This window comes from Leuconostoc holzapfelii, assembly GCF_012396485.1.
In the GTDB taxonomy this organism is placed as follows: Bacteria; Bacillota; Bacilli; order Lactobacillales; family Lactobacillaceae; genus Leuconostoc; species Leuconostoc holzapfelii.
Map to the genome: position 1 here is coordinate 182091 of NZ_JAAXPO010000002.1, position 25972 is coordinate 208062.

The window sequence follows — 25972 nt, forward strand, 5'->3', positions numbered from 1 at the left end:
GAAGTACCGAAGCACCTCTTTTAATATTACGAATCATATCCCCCACCGGTTGGTATGAGGATAACTCATCCGTTATTTCATTAAATGAAATTACTTCAAAGTTACTGATGCGCCAGTTTCTTCCAAAGCTGCCTTCAATTCGTTAGCGGCTGCTTCGTCAAGACCTTCCTTAACGATTGAAGGTGCGTTGTCAACTAAGTCCTTAGCTTCCTTCAAACCAAGACCAGTTGCTTCACGAACTGCCTTGATAACCTTAACCTTAGCAGAACCTGCTGAAGTCAATTCTACGTCGAAGTCTGTCTTTGCTGCGGCTGCGCCGTCAGCTGCACCAGCTGCTGCTACAGGAGCTGCTGCTGAAACGTTAAATTCTTCTTCGATTGCTGAAACCAAGTCAGCCAAATCCAAGATTGTTGCATCCTTCAATGATGCGATAATCGCGTCTTTATCAAAAGCCATGATTAAATCCTCCAAATTTTTTGTTTGATGTTGTAATGGTTATAAATTGTTGCTGATTATTCAGCAGATGGTGCTTCTTCGGCTGCAGCTTCCGCAACTGGTGCTTCTTCAGCAGCAGGTGCAGCAACTTCGCCGCCTTCTTCTTCCAACTTCTCTTGCACAGCCTTAATAGCATATGCAAATGAACGGATTGAGAATTGGAATTCGGCCATCAATTGACCAAGCAAACCTTCGCGTGATGGCAAAGATGCATACTTGTTGATGTCGTCCAAGTTAGCGATGTTGCCGTCGACAACACCACCCTTGATTTCCAACTTTTCGTTGGCGTCAGCAAACTTCTTCAAAATACGTGATGGGGCAATAGCATCATCACTTGAGAAGGCAACGGCTGAAGGACCAACAAAGATGTCGTTCAATTCAGCAAAACCAGCTTTTTCAGCAGCACGTGTCAAAATCTTGTTTTTGATCACTTCAAGGGCTACACCTTCTTCACGCAATTGGTGACGTAATTCTGTCGATTGCGCAACTGTCAATCCACGAGAATCGACCACAACTACAGAAGCAGCGTTCTTGAATTGTTCAGCAACTTCTTCAACTTTTTGTGCCTTAAGCGCAATAGCTTTTTCACTCATGATATGTGATTCTCCTTCCTTAATATTATTTTGCAAAAGAAATCCCGTGCACCAAAAGACGCACGGGAAAAGTTTTTAAACTTCCTCGGCAGGCTATTAAGGTACACGTACCACCTGAGTCTTAGGCAAAATGATTTAATTCACTTAAATGATTATATCAAACATTGTTGATATCGTCAAATCTTACAATGTGTTCAAGTCCAATGTCACTGATGGGCTGAATGTTGAGGCGATTGATACGTGTTGTACGTATGTTCCCTTAACAGCAGCTGGACGAGCCTTCAAAACAGTTTCAGCAATTGTCTTGATGTTTTCAGCCAACTTACCATCTTCAAATGATACACGACCAACAGGCACAGCAACGTTACCGTCACGGTCTGTACGGTAGGTTACTTGACCACCCTTGGCATCTGAAACAGCCTTAGTTACGTCCATTGTTACCGTACCAGTCTTAGGGTTTGGCATCAAGCCCTTAGGTCCCAATACACGGGCAACACGACCAACTTGCGCCATCATGTCAGGTGTTGCAATGGCTGTATCAAAGTCCAACCAACCACCTTGGATTTGCGCAACCAAGTCAGCAGCACCAACAACATCGGCACCAGCAGCTTCCGCTTCCTTAGCCTTGTCGCCTTGTGCAAAGACGATAACCTTCTTGTCTTTACCTGTACCGTTTGGCAACACAACCGCCCCACGTAATTGTTGGTCGGCTTGACGTGTGTCAACGTTCAAGTTGAAGACAACTTCAACTGATGCGTCAAAGTTTGAGTAATCGATTTCCTTAACCAATGCAACGGCATCGTTCAAGGCGTAGTTCTTTTCAGCTTCAACCTTTGCTAAGGCTGCAGCATACTTCTTACCATGCTTTTGAGTCATTATTCTGCGTCCTCCTTGATTGCTGTACCTTCAACAGTCAAGTCAACACCATCAACAGTCACACCCATTGAACGTGCTGTACCTTCGATCATACGCATCGCAGCTGTCAAGTCGTTGGCGTTCAAGTCAGCCATCTTGTTTTCAGCAATTGCACGGATTTGATCCAAAGTAACGTTTCCGACCTTCTTAGTGTTAGGTTCACCTGAACCCTTACCAACGATCTTACGCAATTGATCCGCAGCAGGTGGTGTCTTTGTAACGAATTCGAATGAACGGTCATCAAAAACAGAGATTTCAACCGGAATGATTGAACCTGCTTGGTCTGCAGTACGCGCGTTAAATTCCTTTGTGAATTGCGCGATGTTAATGCCGGCTTGTCCCAAAGCTGGACCAACAGGTGGTGCTGGTGTTGCTTTAGCAGCGGCGATTTGTAGCTTAACTACTTGTGTAACTTTTTTAGCCACGATTTTTTCCTCCTCGTGTTGTGGTAGACGTAGCTTGAGTGCTACTCCCACGTATGCCGATGGCATACCAATACATTATATTAAAAAATAGTGCAAATTGCAATACTTTTCTTTAGGCTTCGTCCAACACTGTATCCACATCGGCAAAGTCAAGTTCCGTTGGTGTTTCACGACCAAAGACTTCGACCGTTGCTTCAAGGGTTTGCTTTTCAGCATCGACACTGACAACAACCCCTTCCATGCCGGAAAATGGTCCTGCAATGATCTTGACCGTTTGACCAACTGCCACGTCAAGATCAACCACTTCACGCGTCACCATACCCATCCGCTTCATGAGCAAATCCACTTCTTCAGGCAACAATGAATTTGGCTTTGATCCGGCACCGTGCGATCCCAAGAAACCAGTCACACCTGGCGTGTTACGGACAACGTACCAAGCTTCATCGGTCATGTTGTAATCTTGCGGTGTGGCCATTTCAACCAAGACATAGCCTGGAAAATCATTTTCAACAGAGGTTTTAGCTTCACCATCTTGAATGGTGGTCACTTCTTGTTCCGGCACTAAAATGCGGAAGATTTGCGCTGTCATCCCCATCGTTTGTGTTCGTGATTCCAAGTTGGCCTTCACCTTGTGTTCGTAACCTGAATAAGTGTGGACAACAAACCATGACTTTTCAATGTCGTCGGTGTTAGGTGTTGGTGCAACGTTTTCTTCTGGCAATTCATTATTTTCTGTCATCTTTTTTTCGGCACCCCTTACAGTAGCACCGCTCCTTCTTTTATTCGATATAAAAAAGAACCTCTTGAAAGAAGTCCTTGCGTTAGTTCTAGTATACTATATTTTCAATTTTTGAGCCATTACTTCATCACAAAGTTAAAGCCGCTTTGTAAGAGCCAATCAACGCCGCCCAAGAAAACAGCGAAAATAACTGACACCGTAATGACCGTCACGGTTTCACGTGAGGCCTGCGCTTCGGATAACCATGTGACGTTTTTCATTTCATTGGCAACATTTCTAAAATATTTAAACATCGTGGTCAGCTCCTTACTTTGTTTGTTGATGTAATGTATGCTTGCCACAGAAGGCGCAAAACTTGTTTACCGCTAAGCGTTCCGTGCGATCTTTTGACAAGGTAACTGTGTAGTTGCGTGAACCACATACTGTGCACGCGAGTGATACTTTTTGACTAGCCATAATTGGTCTCCGTTAAATTTCATTTCTAGCATAACATTTACACTGATAAAACTCAACGTTGGGCCACACCATATAAAATTAAATCTAGCAATTCCCGGACACGCGTGGTCAAATCCTGTGCCCCGGTCAGCGTATGAAATTCGCTAAATAATGGCGCTAGGCTGGTGATATAAAACGCACTTGCCATACGGGCATCCACGTGTTGGCGCAACTTGAGTGCTTCTTGATCAAAAAATCGCGCAATTGGTGCCACATAATAACGACCAAACACCATCCCCAAGGTCTGTTGACTCCCAGGCGATAAAACACTAAAACTGCCGTGAATTAAAGTAAACACGTCACGCGGGTGGCGTAAAACAATCACCTTAGTCATATCAACCAGCTGTTCAATCGGTTGCCGATAATTTTTGGCCAAAATCAAGAGCATGTCATTTGCCACCTGCTCCCCGACTAACTTGATGACTTCCACAAAGAGCGTCTCTTTATCGCCAAAATAATGATAAAGAGCTGGTTGCGTAATGTTTAAAACTTTCGCAATTTCGCGGGTTGTTGTCTGTTCAAACCCATGCGCTAAAAATTGTTCTGTGGCAGCGGCTAAAATACGATCACGCGTCGCTGCATTTGTCTGAGATTTGGTTTCCATACTGTTAGTTTACACCATTTTAACGAAAATGCAGTATGACTTTCGTCATACTGCATTATTTTCCAAATTACACCTGTTATTGATCAAGTGCCGCTTTGAAGTTTTGCCGTTGCTTCATGCGGTAATAAGACACTAATAAGATGGTCACTGCCAGCAACCACAAGACGAGTACCAGAATATCTTGCTGAATTGCACCACCAAAAATAGCGGCGGTAACAACACGATGTAAGGCCGCTAATGGCCAGAAAAACGCCCCAATTTTGACTAACGGTGACGCCATTGCTTCTGGTATGGCCACCACCGTCAACACGCCTTGTCCGACAATGAGCACCAACGCGAGCCACCAGCCAGCGCGTCCGAGCCATTGCTTCAAGTACCACACAATGCTCATCATCAGCCAGGCAGCTAGCACCGTAGCCGCGATAATCACCCAATAGTTGCCTAACGTCACGTGCCACAGCCAGCCACTGCCGACCATGAGTCCAACCGTCAGTAAACTAAATACGCCAGCAAGTTGGAAGTTTCCCCACCATTGCTCTAACGCTAACGCCTCTTGCTTAGTGGCTTTGACTGGCAACAAAATGCCAAATAATATCGCCAGCAAACTGACTGCGACCACTAACACATTCGGCAACAAAGTTTGACCGGTTTGCTTGACCGGTTGCAAATCCGTTGTTGCAAATGTCATCATTTGTGTCAATGGTGAATTATTATGATCATCCGTTTGCTCACCAACCATTGTTTTAAGTTGACTGGCAACATCTGATTGTCCTTGCTGTAAAGCATTTGCTCCAGCTTGGATTGTCCCTGATTGCTGACTTAACGCCTTGGCTTGTGACAAATTCGCGGCCATGGTGCCAATCCCACCGACAACTGTTGTCTGCATACTATATGATAAATTATTGATTGCCACAGCCATGGCTTGAATTTTGGCCGTATCGCCGGCATTCACCGCATCATTTAATTGCGCAGAATAATTAGCCAATTTTGTCACTGCATCATTGGCATTATCTTTGAGATCACTGGCTGACTGCGCGTCAATCCCGTTACCGACGGCTTGCAGGTTCACTTGTAGGTCATCAGCTTTTTGCGCAAGTTGCTGGCTTTGTTGGGCGAGCTTTTTTAATGCTGAGTTATTGGCCGGACCAACTAACAAAACCGTGTTCTGGCGCCCCAAGGCTGCCGTTAAAGCTTGGGTCATATACTGTGCAGCAAAGGGGTTACGACCGCTAGCGAGCCATTGCGTGACTTTGACTGGCTTGCCCGAATTTTGAAAATCAGCGAGTTGTTGGGTCAAATTTGTCGGCAAAATAATGACACTGCTAACCACGCCCTGACGCAACGCTTGTTTGGATTTGGTATCACTTTGATAGTCAACAGCCGTCAACGCTTTGTCTTGATGTAAGGCTTGCTTAAAGTCGTTACCAATATTTCTTTGCTGATTTTGATATTGCCCTCCGTGATCACGGTTGACAACGGCCACACGCAGCTTTGTTGCGTGTTCATTTTGATGCCCCAATACACCCAAAACACCGGCCACTAATACAACGGGTGTGATTGTGGCAATGAGCCACTTCACGAGTTGTCGTTTATTTTGAAATAGGGATTGCCAACTGAACATAAAAAAACCTCTTTTATCTGTTACTACTAGCATAACGATAAAAAGGTTTCTTGTGGCTTTCTTTATAAAGTTTTATGACTTTTTGAACAATCTTGGCTGTGCCTTGACAGACACACTAGCCTATGATTATTCCGCTGCTGTTTCCAGCAAGCCATACTTGCCATCCTTACGCTTATAAATCACAGCGTCGGTATTGGTCTCAGCATCCTTGAAGATAAAGAAATTATGGGCTAACAAATCCATTTGCAAAGCGGCTTCTTCCGGCGACATTGGCTTCAAGTCCACATGCTTGGTGCGAACAACTTGAATGGCTTCATCATCCACTTCAGTCGCTGGGATTTCATCGGCCAAGTCAATCCCCTTAAAGCCGGTAGCGCGTGACTTGCGGTTAATCTTGGTCTTATACTTACGTACCTGACGTTCTAACTTGTCAGACACAGCATCAAGGGCTGCATACATATCAGGATTTGTATCTTCTGCGCGAAGCACTACGTATGGCAGAACAATTGTAACTTCGGCCTTACCTGTATTATCTGAATGGTAAGTGCGCAAATTGACGTTAGCGGTTGCTTTTTCGCCGATGTAACGATTCAACTTTGTCAGACGCTTCTCCACATACTCACGAAGGGCATCTGTGACCGCGATATTCTCGCCTCGTACATTAAAATCTAGCATAATCAATTCCTCCATCTAAGTTACTATAATCATTATACCACAGTTGTAAGCGTTTTCTGTAAATAAATTCATTTTTCCATCATTAACGTGCCAGAGAAAGGCTTTTCACAACCTGAGCCCCTGATTGATACAGTAATGCTGCCGCATGGTAAAGCGTATTACCAGTCGTATAAACATCATCTACTAAGAGGACGCTTTGTCCCGTTAAGGCCGTCTCGGCTGCCATGGCAAACGGTTGTGCTCGCGTCATACGTGCCTGTCGGTTCAACTGTGATTGGTGGGCTTTTTTAGTTTGTGCGACCTCAAGCAACGCTTGATACGCCACCCCATCTATTAACCCAGTCGTTTGGTTAAAGCCACGGGTTGCTAGCGTTGTCGTACTGACTGGAATTGGCACCACCACATCCATGTCCAAAGTATGAATCATTTGGATTAACTCATCATTAAACACCTGGCGCAAAATATAATCCCCGTGAAATTTGTAGGCTTGCATGTATCGACGCATGGCATCGTTGTATTGATATAAGGCACGATGCTCTAAAAGTTGACGGCCTTGTGCTTGCCAACGGCGACAATCTTGACACAAGGTGGTCGTATTTTGTTGGCGGCCACAACCGACACAAGCCGTTTCAATCGGAGAGAATGCTTGACGACACATACTACATACGTTAGCTGATTGTCTCTTCATCAACCCAAAAATTTGTAGTAAATCAAGCTTTTTTGGCAGCGATCGCCCACATAATAAGCACGTCATCTTTGTCCTCCTAATTGCCGACCGCGCTGATTCATCTGTTTAATTTGCCGTTGCGCCGCCATGACTTTGAAATTCATCTGTTGTAGATACGCTTGGACGAGGCCCGTGGGCTGTAGTTGATCACGCCCAACACGCCCAGCAATTTGCACCAGCGCTGACGCACTAAAAATGGGTTCTTCAGCGCCAAGGATCATGACTTGAACCCCTGAAAATGTTACACCACGTTCCAAAATGGTCGTGGTCACCAGGAAGTGTAACGTCCCTGAGCGCATGCGTTGCACTTTTTCGACCCGCTGAGGATCTTCAGCCCAGACAAAATCACCAGCAGCCGTCGGGAAAATTTGCTGAATCGCAGCAAAAACCGGTGCTAAATCAGCAACATGTGGCACAAAAACAAGCAAGGGCACTGCACGAGCAAATAACTCGCGTAATTGTGCAACCATCTGATGCGGTAACCGGCGACGCCAGTTGCCCACCAAAGCGGTTTTAATCTCTGGCAGCAGGTGCTGATGGAACCGCAAGGGTAAATATGACACGTTTAACGTCCTTTGTTTCACCCGTTGCTGCAAACGTTTGGTTGGGGTAGCCGTTAAATAAATCACTGTGCTCTGCGGTTTCTTCGCTTTTTGCACAGCAAATGCCAACATCGCATCACCAGCAAAAGGAAAACTATCCACTTCGTCAATGATAACGACATCAAATGCGGCAACAAACCGCAACATTTGATGCGTGGTAGCTAACACCAACTGCGTATAAGTATAGGGTGCCTTTTGCTCACCATAGAGGACTACCTGTGGCGAATGCGCAAAGGCCGCTTGTAGTCTTGGCGCTAGTTCAAGAATCACATCGATCCGTGGCGAAATCACGGCAACCCGTTGTTTTTGTTTGAGGGCTTGTGCAATGAATGGGAAAAGCATTTCCGTTTTTCCCGCCCCGGTCACAGCCCAAACTAAATGTTCTCGCTGGTGCGCTAACGCACCCAGCAACGCAGCACTGACCTGTTGTTGTTGAGCTGTTAACTGACCTTGCCACGTCAAATCTGTTGGTGTATCAAATAAATTGGGTTCTGGTAATGACACCAGCACATCCAAGGTACTGACGCGCCCAAGCGCCAGACAAGCGCGACAATAATATGCATGGTTCGGCAGCGCTGCCCGCTGATCTTGGCCACAGCGTTGACAGATATTTTGGCGAAATGTTGGGCTAACCACAGCATTTTTCGGTATTGGGTCAATTTTAGGTTGGACAATTTGCCGACCATAATATCTTTTCATGCGATATAATACGATGTATGGCTAACTACATCACAATTGCCCCAGCACAATTTGTCTGGGAACAGGATATCAAAAAATCACGTTTTATTTTAAATATCGCCCGGATTACATCAGAGGATGATGCACGGGCGTTTATCGAAAACATTACCAAACAGCATTATAAGGCCACCCATAATGTCTTTGCCTACTTGTTAGGCGATAATGATCAAATCCAACGGTATTCCGATAACGGTGAGCCCAGTGGCACCGCAGGGGTGCCGATGCTAGAAGTGCTGCAAAAAAATAACCTCCATGATGTCGTTGCGGTCGTGACGCGTTATTTTGGGGGCATTAAGTTAGGCGCTGGTGGCCTAATTCGGGCTTATGCTGGCACGACTGCCGAAGGCGTCAAAGCCGCTGGTCTGGTAGCACGGTTAACGCGAACCAAAGTCACCCTCACCATTGACTACAAACAAGCCGATATTTTGCAGCACTGGTTAACCACACACGATTACCAAATTATAGCCACCACCTATGACACCGCCGTTCATCTGGTTGTGCCAGTTGCCGAAGTGGAAGTGCCAGAATTTCAAGCGATTTTAACTGATTTTCTCGCTGGTCACGTCGTATTTCAAATTGGTGAAAAAACTTTCTTTGAAATTTCGACAAAATAGGCTATAATTGAATAGTTATGATCCGCTAGTGTAATGGATCGCACGCAAGATTCCGGTTCTTGAAATCCGGGTTCGACTCCCGGGTGGATCATCATAAATAAAAAACGGCAAACCAATGATTGGTTTGCCGTTTTTTTATCGCGACTATAAATCTTCTGTGTCTACAGTCATCGCCGCTGGTTCTGGTGAGACCACCTGATGCCCAGTCTTATTCATAATTTGCTCAAATAGGAAGCCTTCGCGCAACCCACTTTGTGAAAAGATTACTTGCTGACTCTCTGTAAAGAGTAAGATTTCCACTAAGGGGAGCAAGCCGCCCACAATAATATCCGCGCGTTCTTTGGCAAGGCCAGCCATTTTCTTTCGACCATCCAAATTCTCAGCCAGGATACTTTCATAAATCTTAGCCACTTCAGAAATACTCATATGATACCCATGAATTGGCATATCTTGAACCTGACGCTTTTTACGACTAATTTTAGCCAAGGTTCGGTTGCTACCGCCCAGCGCAATTAACGGCATATTGACTGATTCACGAAGCCAGGCTATATCGCCAAATAACTGACGTAAAGATAAGACAGCCCGGAAAAACGCCGCTGCCGAGACCTTATCACGTTCAAGATAAGCCTCTGTTATATTGACCGCCCCCACCGGCAGGCTCACGGCATGCACAGCTTGTCGATTACGAACAAGCACCAATTCAGATGAGGCACCACCCGTATCTAGAATTAACGCATCATTGACGGAGAAAGTATTAATAATCCCAACATAGTCAAAATGGGCTTCTTCTTCGCCTGTTAATATCCGCAGTTCAAACCCCATCGTTTGTTTAAACAGGGTCAAAAATTCAGCCTGATTACTAGCTTGTCGGACGGCCGCCGTGGCCACGGCATAGGTTTCTAGTTTTGCTGGGTCATAGGTTTTTAAGGCTTGTTTAAACTTTTCTAGCGCCGTGATTGTACGCTTAATCGCCTCTTCTTGTAAGACTTTTTCAGCGCCCATGCCTGCTGATAACCGCACCATCTCTTGAAAGCGCGCTAACACCTCGTATGACCCATCGCTGTGATAACGACTCACAGTCATCCGCACGGAGTTAGAACCTAAGTCAATTACTGAAATTACTGTCATACATCCCCTCCATCATCTTCATTCACAAATGGGTTATTTAACGGTTCGAAGCGGCGCGTGGCCTCGGTTAAATCCAGTTGTTTTTGCCACTTTTTTTGTTTAGCTAATGAGTCTGCGATAAATATTTCTTGCGCATCGTAGGTGGCCACGCCGCGCCGATCTTTTTTAACAAACTGCCCATCTGGTTGCAAGACACGTGTTTTAACATTATCTTGCCACATCGTTTGAAAAATAGCGCGCACCTCATCACGCAAACGATCGGCCTTAAGTGGAAACAGCAGCTCCACTCGACGATCCAGATTGCGCGTCATCAAATCTGCTGAGGACAGATACACCTTCGGATTGCCATCATTTTCAAAACTATAAATCCGACTATGCTCCAAAAAGCGCCCAACGATGGAATGCACCGCAATCGTTTCACTGACTTCTGGTATCCCAACTTTGAGAATGGTAATCCCACGAATTATCAATTCGACTGGTACACCTGCATGGCTGGCTTCATAGAGATGTCGCACCATACGTTCATCAGATAGCGAGTTGAACTTCATCTTGATGCCAGCGGGTTTCCCAGCTTTCGCATTGGCAATTTCATGCGCAATTTGCTCATAAATAAACTCGCGAATCCCATCAGGCGACATATGTAACTGATGGAAAAAGCCCGGATCAGAATAGCCTGTTAAGATATTAAATATCGAGGCCACATCAGCGCCAAGTTCCGCGTCACTCGTTAACAGGCCCATATCCGTATAGAAATTTGCCGTCACATCATTATAATTGCCAGTCCCAAGATGGACATAGCGCCGAATCGTGTCATCTTCTCGGCGCACGACCAAGGCCACTTTGGCATGTGTCTTTAAACCACGCAACCCATACACCACGTGCACCCCTTGCCGCTCAAGTTCACGCGCCCAATGGACGTTATTTTCTTCATCAAATCGGGCTTTAATTTCAACTAAAACCGTGACTTGCTTGCCATGTTGTGCCGCTTCACCTAAGGCCTTAATAATTGGCGACTTGCCTGACACGCGATACAACGTCATCTTAATGGCCAGCACTTGTGCATCATGTGCTGCCGTTTGAATGAAACGCACCACTGGTTTAAATGAATCATACGGATGATGTAACAAATAGTCTTGTTGTTTAATCTGATCAAAAAGCGTGGCTGGGGCTAAGTCAGGGTTGTCAAACCCATGAAACACTGGGAACCGCAAGGCCGGTGTATCTAGCAATTTGAGCCAAGCACTTAAAAAGGTCAAATCTACTGGCCCATTTACCAAGTAGGTACGCGCCTCATCGACGTGGAGCAACTTAATGAGTTTCGTCATCAAAGCCTTGCTCGTGGTACTTGATAGGATAACTCGGATAATCCGACCACGTTCACGCTCTTGTAACTTAGATTGGACTTCTTGTAAAATATTTGGCGTGTCTTCATCATCCGCAACGTCTAACTCCATATCACGCAAGACATGAAAGACCATGGATTCTTTAATCGTATACCCTGGAAAAAGTGACGCTAGAAAGAGTCGAACCACCTCTTCAATCAAAATATATTGCTTTTCTTCAGGCAGTGCAATCACACGACCCGATGTTTCAGGTACTTGTAACACGGCAATATATTTTTCTGATTTTTCATCTTCTTTTTTAAGACGAACACCAATGTTTAACGTATCATTAGCTAGAAATGGAAATGGTCTGGTGGAGTCGATTGCCATCGGCGTTAAAACGGGCAGCAGTTCTTGTTCAAAAAAACTTTTTAAAAACACGACCTGCGCTGGCGTTAACGCATCAGCAGATAACAATTCAAAGCCTTCACGTTTAAGCGCTGGCAATAAACGACGTGTCAAAACTTGATATTGGTTTTTAATTTGTTGGCCCGCTGCCAAGGAGACATGCGCTAATTGTTCTTGAGGTGTTTGCCCCGCGGCATCAACTTTTTCATGACCTAGCATGACTTGTTGTTGTAAACTCGCCACGCGTACCATAAACCACTCATCCATATTCTTTTGCGTAATCGACAAAAAGTTAGCACGTTCTAACAATGGATTCTGTGAATCGCGTGCTTCATCAAGCACACGTTCGTTGAATGCTAACCAACTCATCTCGCGATTAACATAAAATTTTGGATGTTTAAAATCAACCATCAACTTCTTTTCCCTTTTCTTTTCAAAACAATTGGCATCCCGAAAACCGCTTCAAAGAAACTTGCTTTTTGCGTGAAAACAAAGATCTCCAACTGTAAATCTGCTGATGTCTGTGCCGTAATGGTGACTTGGCTTTCCCCAATTGAGACAGTCAGCTGCGTAATTTTTTGCCGACGCCCATCATCTAAGGCATCCGCTAACCGTAAAATGGCAGACAATTTGGCAATTCTAAGCCGCTGTGCCGGTGAAAAATCTTCTACGGTACGTAAGGCATCATCAGGCGTTTCGGCACTATGGTATCGCGCAATTGAGGCAATCATTCGTTGCTCAACAGTCGCAAGACCATAAAGATCAATACCGGTCAATATTTCTTCAGAATACTGATAATGCTTTTGTGAATTAATAAAACTCCCAACATCATGAACCAAGGCCGCAACGCCCAAGAGTAAACGATCGCGTGCCGTTAAATGGTGTATTTTTTTAAGCCGATCAAATAGCTGGTGCGCATAGGTTAGGACCAATTCACGATGTTGCTTTTCAACCATATAGCGATCAGCAATTCCGCGCGCGGCTGTGATAATATCGTCATCTGCATGCACATCCGTGACTGACAAACCATCCAGTACTGTCAGATCACTAATTTGCAAGCTTGAAACATTAGTGGCTTGCATCACATTCAATAAAAGCAGCATTTCCGTTAAGACAAATGGCACATCGTTTAGTTCAACGGCATATTTTTCCATAATCGCTTGATCATTTAAATTTGATAAATCATCTGTTACCACTTGAATTGCTGTTCGCGATACTGTCATGCGGTGTTGGTTTTCAGGTAGAAAAATTTGTTGTGCCGCGTCTGCCCCCAACAATATTAAGCTATCCACCGCCTTAAAAGGGGGTAACATGTGCCAAAAATCGGCTAATTTACTATTAATGAGTTCAATTGCAAACGCCGTTTCTTGAGCCACGCCAATCGACATGGCATTCAATGTTTGCGCCAACCTAACCGGCCCAACAGCTGAATGTTGTGAAAAAGCGAAGCGATCATGTTCAAAATAACCAAGGTCAATCCGTGTGGAACTCATCCCTAAAACAAAAATATTCTGTCCTGCTTGCATCAATTGTTGTTGATTGTCAGCTTGGCGTAACGCTAATTGCCGATAAAAGCTTTCTTGATTCCCGTTTAGCCATTGAATTTTAAGCCCTGTGGTAGATTCCACCTGGTCTGCAAAATAGACGGCATTTTTCATTTGCGATAAGGTCTCACTGCCAAAAAGTTGGACTGTTTTTACTGCGTAGTCACGTAAGAGTTGTTGAAATTTATGCACCTGTTCCAATGCGCGGCGCATAATTTCAGTCGAAAATATTGGTGAATTGATGTCGCTCTCACTGAATTCACGTGTGACATTTTCAAGTTTTTCCCCAGTTTTTGTATTCACAATCTGCAAAGCAGCCGTACTGGAATTCAATAAGATGATCCCCTCTAATGTTGCCATGTCCACCTCAAATATATTCGTATTAGTACATCTAGTTTATCACATCAATCTCTCTTTTTTAACTCATAAACACTAAATACTGTCACATTTGATCCCTATCACGATCAATAACAATGACACACTAATTATGGTATTTAAAGGGACACGTTTCCTCATGATCATTTATCACACCCATGCCCTGTAAGTAAGAATAAATGGTCACGGGTCCTGCAAATTTGAACCCGCGTTGCTTCATATCTTTGGCCACCTGCTGCGACAAGCTATCTTGTGCAGGAATCAATGCCATATCCGTGACATGGTGATCAACAACAGCATGATCGGTAAAATGCCACATATAGTCTGAAAAGCTCCCAAAATCTTTCTGAACCGTTAAAATAGCCTTGGCATTGTTGATCGTCGCCGCAATTTTCAATCGGTTACGAATAATATTAGGATTGTCTCTTAATGCCAGTTCATCTGCAGCCGTCATCTCACTAACAGCTGCAATATCAAAATTTTTGAATGCTTGTTTTAATCCTGGCCGTTTGTTCAACGATATTTCCCAACTCAAGCCAGCCTGGAATATTTCTAAAGTTAATAGTTCAAATAATAATTGATCGTCATGGCGTAACGGATGCCCCCATTCGACATCATGATAGGCTGTCATCGTATCAGACGGCCGATAGTTTGCCACCCATTGACATCTCATGATTTCCGCGTTAACCATTTCATTACCTTTCTCATCGGGTCCTGTTGTTTTCTCTCTGGTGATCGGGTATGCCAATATATCACATGTGCAACTGTTGCGACGACCACAGTAGATACTGCCGCAGCAAAGAATGTTTTATCGTTCATTTTGACCTCTCTTTTATCAGACGTTCTCATGCCGCCAATATTTTGATATAAAAAAAACCACACCAAAAAGGTATGATTTTAGTCTAGCATGTTATTACTTTGCTTGAATTGATTCACGCGCAGCAGCTGACAAGTTGTAGAATGAGTGGATTCCCTTGTATTGTGCTGTTGTGTCCAACAATTCTTCGATACGGATCAATTGGTTGTACTTAGCGATACGATCAGTACGTGACAATGAACCTGTCTTGATTTGGCCAGCGTTTGTCGCAACAACCAAGTCAGAGATTGTCGTGTCTTCTGTTTCACCTGAACGGTGTGACACAATCGCTGTGTAACCAGCTTCCTTAGCCATTTCAATAGCTTCGAAAGTTTCTGTCAAAGTACCAATTTGGTTAACCTTGATCAAGATTGAGTTCGCAGCACCCATGTTGATACCCTTTTGTAGGTATTGTGTGTTAGTAACGAAGAAGTCATCACCAACCAATTGGACCTTCTTACCCAATTCAGCAGTGATTGTTGCCCAATCTTCCCATTCGTTTTCATCGATAGGATCTTCAATTGAGATAATTGGGTAACGGTCGGCCAAGTCTTCAAGGTACTTGATAAATTCAGGTGTCGTGAATTCTTCACCTGTTGACCAACGCAACTTATAAGTCTTTGTTGCAGCGTCATACAATTCTGAAGAAGCAACATCGACAGCGATTGCGATGTCCTTACCAGGCTTGTAACCAGCAGCTTCGATCGCACGGATCAAGTACTTCAATGGTTCTTCGTTGTCAGCAAAATCAGGGGCGAAGCCACCTTCATCACCAACTGAAGTGGCCTTACCGTCAGCTTCCAACAACTTCTTCAAAGCATGGAAAGTTTCGGCACCGTAACGAATAGCTTCCTTAACTGTTGGTGCACCAACAGGCATAATCATGAATTCTTGGAAGTCAACCTTGTTGGCTGAGTGTGCACCACCGTTGATAACGTTCATCATTGGCGTTGGCAAAACGTATGAGTTTGCCCCACCCAAGTATGAGAACAAAGGTACACCTAATTCGTCAGCGGCAGCACGGGCAGCAGCGATTGACACAGCCAAGATGGCGTTTGCACCCAACTTACCCTTGTTTTCTGTACCATCGAGTTCGATCATAGCTTGATCGATTGCACGTTGGTCAGTGACATCAAACTTACCAACCAAAGCCTTAGCGATAGCATCGTTAACATTGGCAACGGCCTTTGTTGTTCCCTTGCCACCGAAGCGTGACTTGTCGCCATCACGCAATTCAACGGCTTCGTGTTCACCAGTTGAGGCACCTGAAGGTACCATACCGCGACCGAAACCACCTAATTCTGTGATAACTTCCGCTTCAAGTGTAGGGTTTCCACGTGAGTCAAGGACTTCACGTGCGATAATATCAGTGATTAAAGACATATGTCTGTTTCTCCTTTGGTTTATGGTTTTATACCATGTATATTATATCACAGAGCGGTGAGTGATACATAATTTGTATTGGAAAATCAGCATGATTATGATGATACTGCTTGTTGTATCGCCTTTTTTAAGCGATATTGCATCTGCTCAAATCGGCGACTCGACACCACTTGATCTGGTTGTGCCATGCCGAGTAATTGCAACACAGCCTGTCGAAATTCTGGCGTCTGTGCCACAGCGGTTTTAGCTAACATTTCTCGTAACATATAAATTTGCTCTGGATTATAAGTGTCCGTGCCACAATCAATCATTGTCCCCGCCAAATCATTACTGTCAGAAATCATTTGTTTTTCAAAATCTGCTTTGGCAGTATAGTATGATCGCACCAGATCCGTGGCGTGGTTCGTCAACGCCGTCATAAAGTAGGTCGAAAACTTAGCGCGGGGATGTTTCGTATCAAATTTTTTAACACATCGAAATAAAATTTCTAAGCCATCAGCATACCAATCGTCTGCCGTAATGCGACTACTGATTTTACGACGATGAACGTCAAACATGGCACCACGAAGATGCTTAATCAAGACACGATAAGCAAATTCATGCCCATTTTGTGCCGCGCGAACAGCGGCAATTAATCTATCTTTTCCCAACTACCTTTCCCCACATTTTCCGTGTGGCAGTAATTAGAAATCGCTTTGACGCATCCTGATAACTACTGGCACACCTTTACAGTGGGTTACGTGAGTTAAATCCTTGATAAATCAATAAACTTGCAGCAACACTGGCGTTCAAACTTTGCACGTGACCAATCATGGGGATGGTGACCATGCCATCGACTTTCTTTTTAAGCAAAGGTGAAATCCCTTTACCCTCATTGCCGATTACTAGCGCCGTCGCCCCTTGAGCGTCCCACCGGCGATAATCCTCGCCGGCCATATCTGTCCCAAAAATCCATACGCCACGGTCTTTGAGTTCACTAACCGTATTGACCAAATTTGTCACACGTGCGACCGGCACATGTTCAATGGCTCCGGTTGAAATCTTGGCCACAGTCGCTGTGAGCTGCACTGCGCGACGTTTAGGAATGATAATTCCATGTACGCCAGCTGCATCCGCTGTACGTAGAATTGAGCCTAAATTGTGCGGATCCTCAATGCCGTCCAAAATCAAGAAAAATGGCGCTTCTTGGCGTTGCTCAGCGCGGGCAAATAAGTCATCGATTGTCGCATAATTAAACGCTGCAACACTCAAGACAACCCCTTGATGATTGCCACCATCGGTTAGTTCATCAAGTTTTGACTTTGGGGCTTGTTGAATAACCAAGCCTTTCTTTTTGGCAAGCTGGGTCACTTCGTTTCGGATTTTATCCTGTAATCCAGTTTGTAACCACACTTTATTAATTTCTTGTGTCCCTTTTAACGCTGCCACACTGGCATAATGGCCATAGACAAATTCGGCTTGGTTTGGTGTTTCGTGTTCACGTTTCATTTTACTGTTCTCCCTGATTCGACTTGTTCAAAAATCCACGCCATGAGTGTTTGAATACGGTCATGTTGTTGTGACAGATATAAGAAACCAAACAGCGCTTCTACACCCGTTGAAACACGATAGCTCACAACATCAGTATTCTTGGCTTTCGTGTGCGACTTCGCATTGCGTCCACGCTTGAAATAGCTCAGTTCGGTATCGGTTAGAATTTCGTTTGTCATCATCAAGTCAAACAAAGCGGCATGCGCTTTGGCTGAAACATAGTGCTTGCTGCGCTTTTGTAATTCATTGACCTTCGTTAGGCCTAATGAAATTAAATGTTGGCGCACCTCAAGTTCATAGATTGCATCGCCGATATAAGCCAACGATAACCCGTTCATTTGTTCATATTGTAAATTAGTCATACTCCCATTATACGCGAGATCGTCACGCCGCGTACGAGTTTCCTAAGTTGCTACAGAACCTCTTTAGTGTAAACGGGTTGGTCGTGGGAGCCCATGATTTTGGCCTAATTGGTATTTTTTATGGCCTAATTGGCATTATTTGCGATGAAGGCACAAAAAAAGCTCACATCACTGTGAGCTTTTTGGGGGCATCTATTGATTATTAAGCATCAAATGACTTTGCCACGTCATCTAACTTTGGAATATCAGCTGAAATTTCGGTTTCAGTCTCAGGTTGTGCAATGACATCCCCAACGACCTTACTCTTAATCTTGCGATATTCAGCCATCCCTGTTCCGGCAGGAATAATCTTACCAATGATAACGTTTTCTTTCAAACCAACCAATGGATCGTTCTTACCGCGAATGGCAGCATCAGTCAAGACACGTGTTGTTTCTTGGAATGATGCAGCAGACAAGAATGAGTTTGTTTCCAAGGCAGCCTTTGTGATACCAAGCAAAACCGGACGAGCCGTTGCTGGCACCAAACCATCAAACAAGGCTGGTTCATTGGCGCGTTGGAAATCAGCAATATCCATCAACATCCCTGGCAAAAGATTCGTTTCACCTGGATCCATAACGCGCACCTTACGCAACATTTGACGGATCATCACTTCGATATGCTTATCTGACACTTCGATACCTTGCAAACGGTAAACCTTTTGGATTTCCGTCAACATGTATGATTCAGTCGTCAACGTATCTGTGACGGCAAGCAATTCCTTTGGATCAATTGGGCCTTCGTTAATGGCATCACCACGTTGGATCTCATCACCTTCAGCAAAACGCATCCGCGCAGCCAATGGCAATGTGTAGGTCCGTGTGTCTGTTTCGCCTTCGATTGTCACAGCCTTTGTGCGTTCAGCTGGGTTTTCTTCGATAGCCACAACTGTACCTGTCACTTCAGAAATTTCTGCACGTCCCTTAGGAATACGTGCTTCAACAATTTCTTGCACACGAGGCAAACCTTGTGTGATATCGTTTCCACCGGCAACACCACCCGTGTGGAAGTTACGCATCGTCAATTGCGTTCCTGGTTCACCGATTGATTGGGCAGCCACTGTTCCAACAGCTTCACCAACTTCAACTTCTTCACCAGTCGCCAAGTTACGACCATAATCCAGCACAGAAACACCGTGTTCAGTCGTTGATGTAAAGACAGAACGAATCGTCACTTCTTCAATACCAGCAGCGACAATTGTCTTTGCGACATCTTCATCAATCATTTCGTTACGCGCAACCAGCTTTTCACCAGTTTCTGGATCAAAGACTGACTTCATGGCATAACGACCCAAGATACGATCGTACAATGGTTCAACTACAGATGTACCATCCATGATTGCCTTAACAGCCACACCACGGTCAGCGTTGTTGTTCCATTCACGCACGATAACGTCTTGCGCCACGTCGACAAGTCGACGTGTCAAGTAACCAGAGTTGGCCGTCTTCAAGGCCGTATCTGACATTCCCTTACGGGCACCGTGGGTTGAAATAAACATTTCCATCACAGTCAGACCTTCACGGAAGTTCGCAGTAACTGGCAATTCGATAATCTTACCACCAGGGCCCGCCATCAAACCACGCATACCGGCCAACTGCACGAAGTTAGAAATGTTACCACGCGCACCTGAGTCCTGCATCATAAAGATTGGGTTGGTTGGTTCAAAGGATGCAATCAACTTATCTTGGATAACATCTTTAGCCTTTGTCCAGATTTCAGTGACACGTTGGTAACGTTCGTCATCCGTAATCAAACCACGACGGAATTGCTTTGTGACTGTGGCCACTTGCTTATGTGCATCTTCCAAAATCGCTGGCTTTTCCGTCAATTCCGTCACATCGTTCATTGACACTGTCAAACCAGATTCTGTTGACTTTTCATAACCAAGGTCTTTCATGCGGTCCAAAAGTAATGACGTTTCCGTCACCTTGTAACGCTTATAGACTTCAGCGATGATGTCTGACAAGAAGCCCTTCTTAAATGAGCCCACCACTGGTGTATCGGCGAGGTATTCATGAATGTTTTCACCCGCTTCGATAAAGAAACGATCATCAACACCTTGGAAGTTATCTTCAGAAGGTTCGTTAATGTATGGGAAATCACCTGGCAAAATTTCGTTGAAAATCAACTTACCAACAGAAGTCACCATAATCTTTGAACGTTGTTCATCTGTAAATGGCTTTGCTGCTGGGAATGATGCGGTTTGAATACCAATACGTGTGTGATAGTGGACAACTTTGCTTGCAAAGGCGATTTGCGCTTCTTCAACAGAAGAGAAAATCATGCCTTCACCTTCACGGCCAGCTTCTTCAGTCGTCAAGTAGTAGTTTCCAATCACCATGTCCTGAGATGGGGCAACGATTGGCTTCCCATCCTTAGGTGCCAAAATGTGGCCGGCAGCAAGCATCAACAAACGTGCTTCAGCTTGTGCTTCATCAGACAATGGCACGTGAATGGCCATCTGATCACCATCGAAATCGGCGTTATAGGCTTCAGTAACCAATGGATGCAAACGCATCGCCTTACCAGAAACCAACACTGGTTCAAAGGCTTGGATTCCCAAACGGTGCAACGTAGGGGCGCGGTTCAAGAGCACTGGGTGTTCCTTAATCACGTCTTCCAAGACGTCCATCACGTCTTCATCAGCCTTGTCAATCTTGCGCTTAGCAGACTTGACGTTACCGGCTAACTTACGTGTTGTCAATTCCTTCATGATGAATGGACGGAACAATTCGATTGCCATTGGACGTGGCAAGCCCATTTGGTTCATCTTCAAGAATGGGCCAACATCGATAACCGAACGACCTGAATAATCGACACGCTTACCCAACAAGTTTTGACGGAAGCGACCTTGCTTACCCTTCAACATGTGAGACAAAGACTTCAATGGTCGGTTACCAGGACCAGCCACTGGCCGGCCACGACGACCGTTATCAATCAAGGCGTCGACAGCTTCTTGCAACATACGCTTTTCGTTTTGCACGATGATGCCTGGGGCATTCAAATCAAGCAAACGCTTCAAACGGTTGTTACGGTTAATGACACGGCGGTACAAATCGTTCAAATCAGATGTGGCAAAACGGCCACCTTCCAATTGCACCATTGGTCGCAAGTCTGGTGGAATAACTGGAATAACATCCATGACCATCCATTCAGGCTTGTTTTCTGATTGCAAGAATGCTTCAACAATATCCAAACGACGTACGGCACGTACACGCTTTTGCCCTGTTGCTTCTTGTAATTCACGCTTTAATTGATCTGCTTCGGCAGCTAAATCAACGCTTGCCAGCAAATCTTTAATTGCTTCAGCACCCATGCCAGCCTTAAAGCTAGCACCAAATTCGCGCTTCAATTCGCGGTATTCACGCTCAGTCATCAATTGCTTCTTTTCAACTGGTGCATCACCAGGTTCAATCACAACATATGACGCAAAGTAAATAATTTCTTCAAGTGAGCGTGGTGACATGTCAAGGACAAGTCCCATACGTGATGGGATACCTTTGAAGTACCAAATGTGTGTAACAGGTGCAGCTAATTCGATGTGCCCCATACGTTCACGACGAACTTTTGATGATGTGACTTCAACACCACAGCGGTCACAAACAATTCCCTTATATCGGATTCGCTTATACTTACCGCAGGCGCATTCATAATCCTTTGTAGGTCCGAAGATGCGTTCATCGAACAAGCCATCTTTTTCTGGCTTAAGTGTTCGATAGTTAATCGTTTCTGGCTTCTTTACTTCACCATAAGACCATGAGCGGATCTTATCAGGCGAAGCCAAACCGATTTGCATGCTTTCGAACTTGTTAACATCGATTGCCATCTATTTGCTGTTACCTTTCGTTATTTATTAAGTTAACGGCACAATACCGCAGCACGTTTGCTATCAGCTATACCCTCGTGTGGGACACACCTGATAACAAACGTGCACACGGCATGGCACACGTTAATTATCGCTTAAACTTCATCTGTTGTGTCTGTCATCTCTTGGGCTTCCACCTTAGAGAACGCAGCCGCAACTTCTTCATCTTCTTTATTCAAGAGGTCAGGATTTGAACGCACCAACTTTTCAAGGGCATCCACTGGCAAGATTGAATCGTCTTCATCCATTTGGCGGAGTTCAACTTCATCCCCTGCACCATCCAAGACTTGCATGTCCAAACCAAGCGCTTGCAATTCCTTGACCAACACACGGAATGATTCCGGTACACCTGGACGTGGGATTGGTTCACCCTTGATGATTGACTCATAGACCTTCACACGACCAGCAACGTCATCTGACTTGTAAGTCAAGATTTCTTGCAACGTATAAGCAGCACCATAAGCTTCAAGGGCCCAAACTTCCATTTCACCGAAACGCTGACCACCGAATTGGGCTTTACCACCCAAAGGCTGTTGCGTCACTAATGAGTATGGTCCGATTGAACGGGCGTGAATCTTATCGTCAACCATGTGGGCAAGCTTCATATAATGCATGACACCAACACCGACACGCTTGTCGAAGGCTTCACCAGTACGACCATCATAGACAACTGACTTACCATCACGTGGCAACCCAGCTTCACGCAAAGCCGCTTCGATTTCATCATCGCTGGCACCATCAAAGACAGGTGAGGCCACATGAATACCAAGCTTCTTGGCAGCAAAGCCAAGGTGCAATTCAAGGACTTGACCAATGTTCATACGTGAAGGCACACCCATGGGTGACAACAAGATGTCAATTGGCGTACCATCTGGCATGTATGGCATGTCTTCTTCAGGGACAACAACGGAAACCGTTCCCTTGTTACCGTGACGACCGGCCATCTTATCACCGACTTGAATCTTACGCTTTTGTGCAATGTAGACACGTACCATCATGTTCACACCAGGGGCTAATTCATCCCCATTTTCTGGTGTGTAGATCCGCACGTTTTGTACGACACCGCCACCACCGTGTGGTACACGCAATGAGGTATCACGTACTTCACGCGCTTTTTCACCAAAGATGGCGTGGAGCAAGCGTTCTTCGGCTGACAATTCTGTCACACCCTTAGGTGTGACCTTACCAACCAAAATGTCGCCATCGTGAACTTCGGCACCGACACGAATGATACCGTCAGCATCCAAGTCCTTCAACTGATCTTCACCAGTGTTTGGAATTTCACGCGTCATTTCTTCCGGTCCGAGCTTTGTATCACGGGCTTCTGAATCATATTCTTCGATGTGAATTGACGTATAAACATCTTCACGGACCAAACGTTCGTTCAAAACGATGGCATCTTCGAAGTTATAACCTTGCCAAGTCATAAAGGCGATCAATGGGTTTTGTCCCAAAGCCAATTCACCCTTTTCCATTGAAGGGCCATCCGCCAAAACTTCATCAGCTTCGACATGTTCGCCTTCATGGACAATTGGCTTTTGGTTATAGTTCTTACCACCGTTAGAACGGCGGAACTTCATCAATTCGTAAGTGTCTAATTGACCATCTTCACGACGAATGCGAATTTCACGGCCATCAACATATTCAACCACACCAGCGGCACGAGAAATCATGGCCACCCCTGAATCGTGCGCGGCCTTATATTCAATCCCCGTTCCCACAAGTGGTGCATGTGGATCAAGCAAAGGTACGGCTTGACGTTGCATGTTGGCACCCATCAAGGCACGGTTGGAATCATCGTTTTCCAAGAACGGAATCGCTGCTGTTCCAACAGAAACCACTTGCTTTGGCGAAACGTCCATGTAGTCAATGCGATCAATTGGTGTTTCGATGTTTTCTTCACCAAAACGCGCCATCACTGTGTCGTAAACAAAGCTGCCGTCATCATTTAATGGTGAGTTGGCTTGTGCCACGATGTAGTTATCTTCTTCATCGGCTGTCAAGTAATCGATCTTGTCAGTTACCTTGTGCGTTGTCCAGTCGACACGACGGTATGGTGTTTCAATAAAGCCATACTTGTTAATGCGACCATACGTTGCCAAAGAGTTGATCAAACCGATGTTAGGACCTTCGGGCGTTTCGATTGGGTCGATACGGCCATAGTGTGTGTAGTGCACGTCTCGCACTTCAACACCGGCACGATCACGCGTCAAACCACCAGGTCCAAGGGCTGACAAACGACGCTTGTGGTTCATTTCACCCAATGGGTTCGTCTGATCCATGAACTGTGACAATTGTGATGAACCAAAGAATTCCTTCACGGCTGCCACGACTGGTCGAATGTTAATCAATTGTTGTGGTGTGACCGTGTTGGCGTCTTGGATTGACATCCGTTCACGCACGACACGTTCCATACGTGTCAAACCAATACGGAATTGGTTTTGCAACAATTCACCAACAGAACGAATACGACGGTTACCCAAGTGATCGATATCGTCGACATTCCCAACACCTTCTTGTAAGTTCAAGAAGTAGTTCATACCAGCCAAAATATCAGCAGGACGTACTGTGCGGTCGTCTTCTTCGATGTGGCCATTGCCAATCAAAAGCAATGTCTTTTCAGGGTTTTCTGGTGATTCGATCTTAATCTTTTGAAGCGTCACAGGTTCTTCAAGTACGGCATCACCAGATGGTGTATAAGTCGTCGTCTTAAAGTCTGCACGATCCAAGAATGGGCTAAGCTTTGACATGACTGTCTTATCAACTAATGTGCCCTTTTCAGCAATGATTTCACCTGAATCAGGATCAGCCAATGTTTCAGCCAATGTTTGGTTCAACAAACGTGTCTTTAATGACAATTTTTTGTTGATCTTGTAACGTCCAACCGATGCCAAATCATAACGCTTTGGATCAAAGAAACGGGCAACCAACAAAGCACGTGATGAATCGGCTGTCTTTGGTTCACCTGGACGTAGACGTTCGTAGATGTCCTTCAACGCTTCTTCAACACGAGAATCTGACATATCTTTGTGCACGTCTTTTTCCAAAGTCATGTTCAAAGCGTCATATTGGTCTGAGAAAATGTCGATAATGTCAGAATCTGAACCGAAACCAAGGGCACGGACCAATTCTGTCATCAACAACTTACGTGTGCGATCGATACGTACGTTAGCGATACCCTTGGCATCTGTTTCGTATTCCAACCAAGCGCCACGGTTTGGAATAACCGTTGTGCCGTAGCGTGGGCGACCATTCTTGTCATTTTCTTGGTTGTAATAGATACCAGGCGAACGCACAAGTTGTGACACAATAACACGTTCCGCACCGTTGATGATGAACGTACCTTGTTCTGTCATCAATGGGAAGTCACCAAAGAACACGTCTTGTGACTTGATTTCACCAGTTTCATGGTTGGTCAAACGCAACGTGACGTGCAATGGTGCTGAGTAGTTGGCGTCGTGTTCACGCGCCTCATCAATGTTGTACTTTGGTTCCATCAATTGATAATCGACGTATTCCAATGACAAAGTCCCTTGGAAATCATCGATTGGCATGATATCGCCAAACATTTCTTTAATACCATCATCTAAGAACCATTGATATGACGCTGTTTGAATTTCAATCAAATTTGGTACATCAAGCACTTCTTTGATGCTAGCATATGAACGACGGGTACGGTGCTTACCGTACTTTACTAAATGTCCTGCCACATTTATCACCTCGTTTGTTTTTCGCTGCGTTTTGTTTGTTACAATTTGGTTACAAAACAGGTATTATTCCCTGTTTTGATCCCGCATAGGCACAAAAAAAGCAATCGCCGCTGTTTCCGCAGACAACGTTTGCTTCAATATAAAGGTATTGCGGACAATATTTCGCAAAAAGCCATATTTATTCACAGTATTACTAAGAATAATTAT

General features: G+C 44.9%; 23 protein-coding genes and 1 other annotated feature. Of the genes, 1 reads left to right on the top strand and 22 read right to left on the bottom strand.

Translation table 11 applies throughout. The features are described 5' to 3' along the window. Window positions 1–90: 90 nt before the first annotated feature. From rplL to HF966_RS02440, 12 genes are all read right to left on the bottom strand, one after another. A complete protein-coding gene (rplL, locus tag HF966_RS02385; protein WP_168676063.1) occupies window positions 91–456 on the bottom strand; it encodes a 50S ribosomal protein L7/L12 in 366 nt (121 codons plus the stop codon). A 56-nt stretch (window positions 457–512) separates the two neighbouring features. Beyond that, entirely contained in the window at window positions 513–1088 is a 576-nt protein-coding gene (rplJ, locus tag HF966_RS02390) for a 50S ribosomal protein L10 (protein WP_168676064.1), read from the bottom strand. 28 nt (window positions 1089–1116) lie between these two features. Continuing rightward, window positions 1117–1232: a sequence feature (ribosomal protein L10 leader region), on the bottom strand. A gap of 39 nt (window positions 1233–1271) precedes the next feature. Beyond that, on the bottom strand, window positions 1272–1964 hold the full coding sequence (gene rplA, locus HF966_RS02395; RefSeq protein WP_168676065.1) for a 50S ribosomal protein L1: 693 nt from the start codon (window positions 1962–1964) through the stop codon (window positions 1272–1274). Further along, on the bottom strand, window positions 1964–2428 hold the full coding sequence (gene rplK, locus HF966_RS02400; RefSeq protein WP_010001472.1) for a 50S ribosomal protein L11: 465 nt from the start codon (window positions 2426–2428) through the stop codon (window positions 1964–1966). The genes rplA and rplK overlap by 1 nt, the downstream gene beginning before the upstream one ends. A gap of 112 nt (window positions 2429–2540) precedes the next feature. Next, window positions 2541–3167: a transcription termination/antitermination protein NusG gene (gene nusG, locus HF966_RS02405; RefSeq protein WP_168676066.1), complete on the bottom strand. Its 627-nt coding sequence runs from the start codon at window positions 3165–3167 to the stop codon at window positions 2541–2543. Between the two features lie 119 nt (window positions 3168–3286). Then, a complete protein-coding gene (gene secE, locus HF966_RS02410) occupies window positions 3287–3460 on the bottom strand; it encodes a preprotein translocase subunit SecE (protein WP_168676067.1) in 174 nt (57 codons plus the stop codon). A gap of 13 nt (window positions 3461–3473) precedes the next feature. Then, entirely contained in the window at window positions 3474–3623 is a 150-nt protein-coding gene (rpmG, locus tag HF966_RS02415) for a 50S ribosomal protein L33 (RefSeq protein WP_168676068.1), read from the bottom strand. A 52-nt stretch (window positions 3624–3675) separates the two neighbouring features. Beyond that, window positions 3676–4266, bottom strand: coding sequence for a TetR/AcrR family transcriptional regulator (locus HF966_RS02420; RefSeq protein WP_168676069.1), 591 nt, complete (start codon window positions 4264–4266; stop codon window positions 3676–3678). Window positions 4267–4342: 76 nt separating this feature from the next. Next, entirely contained in the window at window positions 4343–5887 is a 1545-nt protein-coding gene (locus tag HF966_RS02425; RefSeq protein ID WP_168676070.1) for an ABC transporter permease, read from the bottom strand. A gap of 126 nt (window positions 5888–6013) precedes the next feature. After that, window positions 6014–6562, bottom strand: a complete 549-nt coding sequence (gene hpf / locus HF966_RS02430; protein ID WP_168676071.1) for a ribosome hibernation-promoting factor, HPF/YfiA family — start codon at window positions 6560–6562, stop codon at window positions 6014–6016. Window positions 6563–6644: 82 nt separating this feature from the next. Beyond that, window positions 6645–7220 carry a ComF family protein gene (locus tag HF966_RS02435; protein WP_345719088.1) on the bottom strand — a complete coding sequence of 192 codons (576 nt, stop codon included), beginning with the start codon at window positions 7218–7220 and terminating at the stop codon, window positions 6645–6647. Window positions 7221–7312: 92 nt separating this feature from the next. Beyond that, window positions 7313–8590, bottom strand: coding sequence for an ATP-dependent helicase ComFA (locus tag HF966_RS02440; protein ID WP_168676073.1), 1278 nt, complete (start codon window positions 8588–8590; stop codon window positions 7313–7315). A gap of 17 nt (window positions 8591–8607) precedes the next feature. Between HF966_RS02440 and HF966_RS02445 the strand changes: the two genes are divergently transcribed. Next, a complete protein-coding gene (locus HF966_RS02445; RefSeq protein WP_168676074.1) occupies window positions 8608–9243 on the top strand; it encodes a YigZ family protein in 636 nt (211 codons plus the stop codon). 144 nt (window positions 9244–9387) lie between these two features. Here HF966_RS02445 and HF966_RS02450 read toward each other — a convergent pair whose 3' ends face one another. The 10 genes from HF966_RS02450 to rpoB all read right to left on the bottom strand — a co-directional run bounded on the left by HF966_RS02450 (window position 9388) and on the right by rpoB (window position 25765). Next, window positions 9388–10371: a Ppx/GppA family phosphatase gene (locus tag HF966_RS02450; protein ID WP_168676075.1), complete on the bottom strand. Its 984-nt coding sequence runs from the start codon at window positions 10369–10371 to the stop codon at window positions 9388–9390. Then, window positions 10368–12512, bottom strand: coding sequence for an RNA degradosome polyphosphate kinase (locus HF966_RS02455; protein ID WP_168676076.1), 2145 nt, complete (start codon window positions 12510–12512; stop codon window positions 10368–10370). The genes HF966_RS02450 and HF966_RS02455 overlap by 4 nt, the downstream gene beginning before the upstream one ends. Then, window positions 12512–14005 (bottom strand): Ppx/GppA phosphatase family protein, encoded by a 1494-nt coding sequence (locus HF966_RS02460; protein ID WP_168676077.1) that lies wholly within the window; start codon window positions 14003–14005, stop codon window positions 12512–12514. The genes HF966_RS02455 and HF966_RS02460 overlap by 1 nt, the downstream gene beginning before the upstream one ends. 121 nt (window positions 14006–14126) lie before the next feature. Next, window positions 14127–14711, bottom strand: coding sequence for a DNA-3-methyladenine glycosylase I (locus HF966_RS02465; protein ID WP_168676152.1), 585 nt, complete (start codon window positions 14709–14711; stop codon window positions 14127–14129). A 222-nt stretch (window positions 14712–14933) separates the two neighbouring features. Then, window positions 14934–16259 carry a phosphopyruvate hydratase gene (gene eno, locus HF966_RS02470; protein ID WP_168676078.1) on the bottom strand — a complete coding sequence of 442 codons (1326 nt, stop codon included), beginning with the start codon at window positions 16257–16259 and terminating at the stop codon, window positions 14934–14936. A 95-nt stretch (window positions 16260–16354) separates the two neighbouring features. After that, entirely contained in the window at window positions 16355–16909 is a 555-nt protein-coding gene (locus HF966_RS02475) for a sigma factor (RefSeq protein ID WP_168676079.1), read from the bottom strand. A gap of 76 nt (window positions 16910–16985) precedes the next feature. Next, complete coding sequence (gene rlmB / locus HF966_RS02480) at window positions 16986–17747, bottom strand: 23S rRNA (guanosine(2251)-2'-O)-methyltransferase RlmB (RefSeq protein ID WP_168676080.1); 762 nt, start codon at window positions 17745–17747, stop codon at window positions 16986–16988. Beyond that, window positions 17744–18151: a Mini-ribonuclease 3 gene (locus HF966_RS02485; RefSeq protein ID WP_168676081.1), complete on the bottom strand. Its 408-nt coding sequence runs from the start codon at window positions 18149–18151 to the stop codon at window positions 17744–17746. The genes rlmB and HF966_RS02485 overlap by 4 nt, the downstream gene beginning before the upstream one ends. Before the next feature lie 202 nt (window positions 18152–18353). Next, window positions 18354–22016: a DNA-directed RNA polymerase subunit beta' gene (gene rpoC, locus HF966_RS02490; RefSeq protein WP_168676082.1), complete on the bottom strand. Its 3663-nt coding sequence runs from the start codon at window positions 22014–22016 to the stop codon at window positions 18354–18356. A 134-nt stretch (window positions 22017–22150) separates the two neighbouring features. Beyond that, on the bottom strand, window positions 22151–25765 hold the full coding sequence (rpoB, locus tag HF966_RS02495) for a DNA-directed RNA polymerase subunit beta (RefSeq protein WP_168676083.1): 3615 nt from the start codon (window positions 25763–25765) through the stop codon (window positions 22151–22153). Window positions 25766–25972: the final 207 nt, after the last annotated feature.

Bases quoted from the DNA above. Each gene is read 5' to 3' on its own strand.
- rpmG (WP_168676068.1), bottom strand. From the start codon at position 3,623: ATGGCTAGTCAAAAAGTATCACTCGCGTGCACAGTATGTGGTTCACGC.
- rlmB (WP_168676080.1), bottom strand. From the start codon at position 17,747: ATGAAACGTGAACACGAAACACCAAACCAAGCCGAATTTGTCTATGGC.
- HF966_RS02465 (WP_168676152.1), bottom strand. From the start codon at position 14,711: ATGGTTAACGCGGAAATCATGAGATGTCAATGGGTGGCAAACTATCGG.
- HF966_RS02450 (WP_168676075.1), bottom strand. From the start codon at position 10,371: ATGACAGTAATTTCAGTAATTGACTTAGGTTCTAACTCCGTGCGGATG.
- nusG (WP_168676066.1), bottom strand. From the start codon at position 3,167: ATGACAGAAAATAATGAATTGCCAGAAGAAAACGTTGCACCAACACCT.
- HF966_RS02485 (WP_168676081.1), bottom strand. From the start codon at position 18,151: ATGACTAATTTACAATATGAACAAATGAACGGGTTATCGTTGGCTTAT.
- rplA (WP_168676065.1), bottom strand. From the start codon at position 1,964: ATGACTCAAAAGCATGGTAAGAAGTATGCTGCAGCCTTAGCAAAGGTT.
- HF966_RS02435 (WP_345719088.1), bottom strand. From the start codon at position 7,220: ATGTGTCGTCAAGCATTCTCTCCGATTGAAACGGCTTGTGTCGGTTGT.
- HF966_RS02445 (WP_168676074.1), top strand. From the start codon at position 8,608: ATGGCTAACTACATCACAATTGCCCCAGCACAATTTGTCTGGGAACAG.
- HF966_RS02420 (WP_168676069.1), bottom strand. From the start codon at position 4,266: ATGGAAACCAAATCTCAGACAAATGCAGCGACGCGTGATCGTATTTTA.
- hpf (WP_168676071.1), bottom strand. From the start codon at position 6,562: ATGCTAGATTTTAATGTACGAGGCGAGAATATCGCGGTCACAGATGCC.
- HF966_RS02440 (WP_168676073.1), bottom strand. From the start codon at position 8,590: ATGAAAAGATATTATGGTCGGCAAATTGTCCAACCTAAAATTGACCCA.
- secE (WP_168676067.1), bottom strand. From the start codon at position 3,460: ATGTTTAAATATTTTAGAAATGTTGCCAATGAAATGAAAAACGTCACA.
- rpoC (WP_168676082.1), bottom strand. From the start codon at position 22,016: ATGGCAATCGATGTTAACAAGTTCGAAAGCATGCAAATCGGTTTGGCT.
- eno (WP_168676078.1), bottom strand. From the start codon at position 16,259: ATGTCTTTAATCACTGATATTATCGCACGTGAAGTCCTTGACTCACGT.
- HF966_RS02460 (WP_168676077.1), bottom strand. From the start codon at position 14,005: ATGGCAACATTAGAGGGGATCATCTTATTGAATTCCAGTACGGCTGCT.
- HF966_RS02455 (WP_168676076.1), bottom strand. From the start codon at position 12,512: ATGGTTGATTTTAAACATCCAAAATTTTATGTTAATCGCGAGATGAGT.
- rplL (WP_168676063.1), bottom strand. From the start codon at position 456: ATGGCTTTTGATAAAGACGCGATTATCGCATCATTGAAGGATGCAACA.
- rplJ (WP_168676064.1), bottom strand. From the start codon at position 1,088: ATGAGTGAAAAAGCTATTGCGCTTAAGGCACAAAAAGTTGAAGAAGTT.
- HF966_RS02425 (WP_168676070.1), bottom strand. From the start codon at position 5,887: ATGTTCAGTTGGCAATCCCTATTTCAAAATAAACGACAACTCGTGAAG.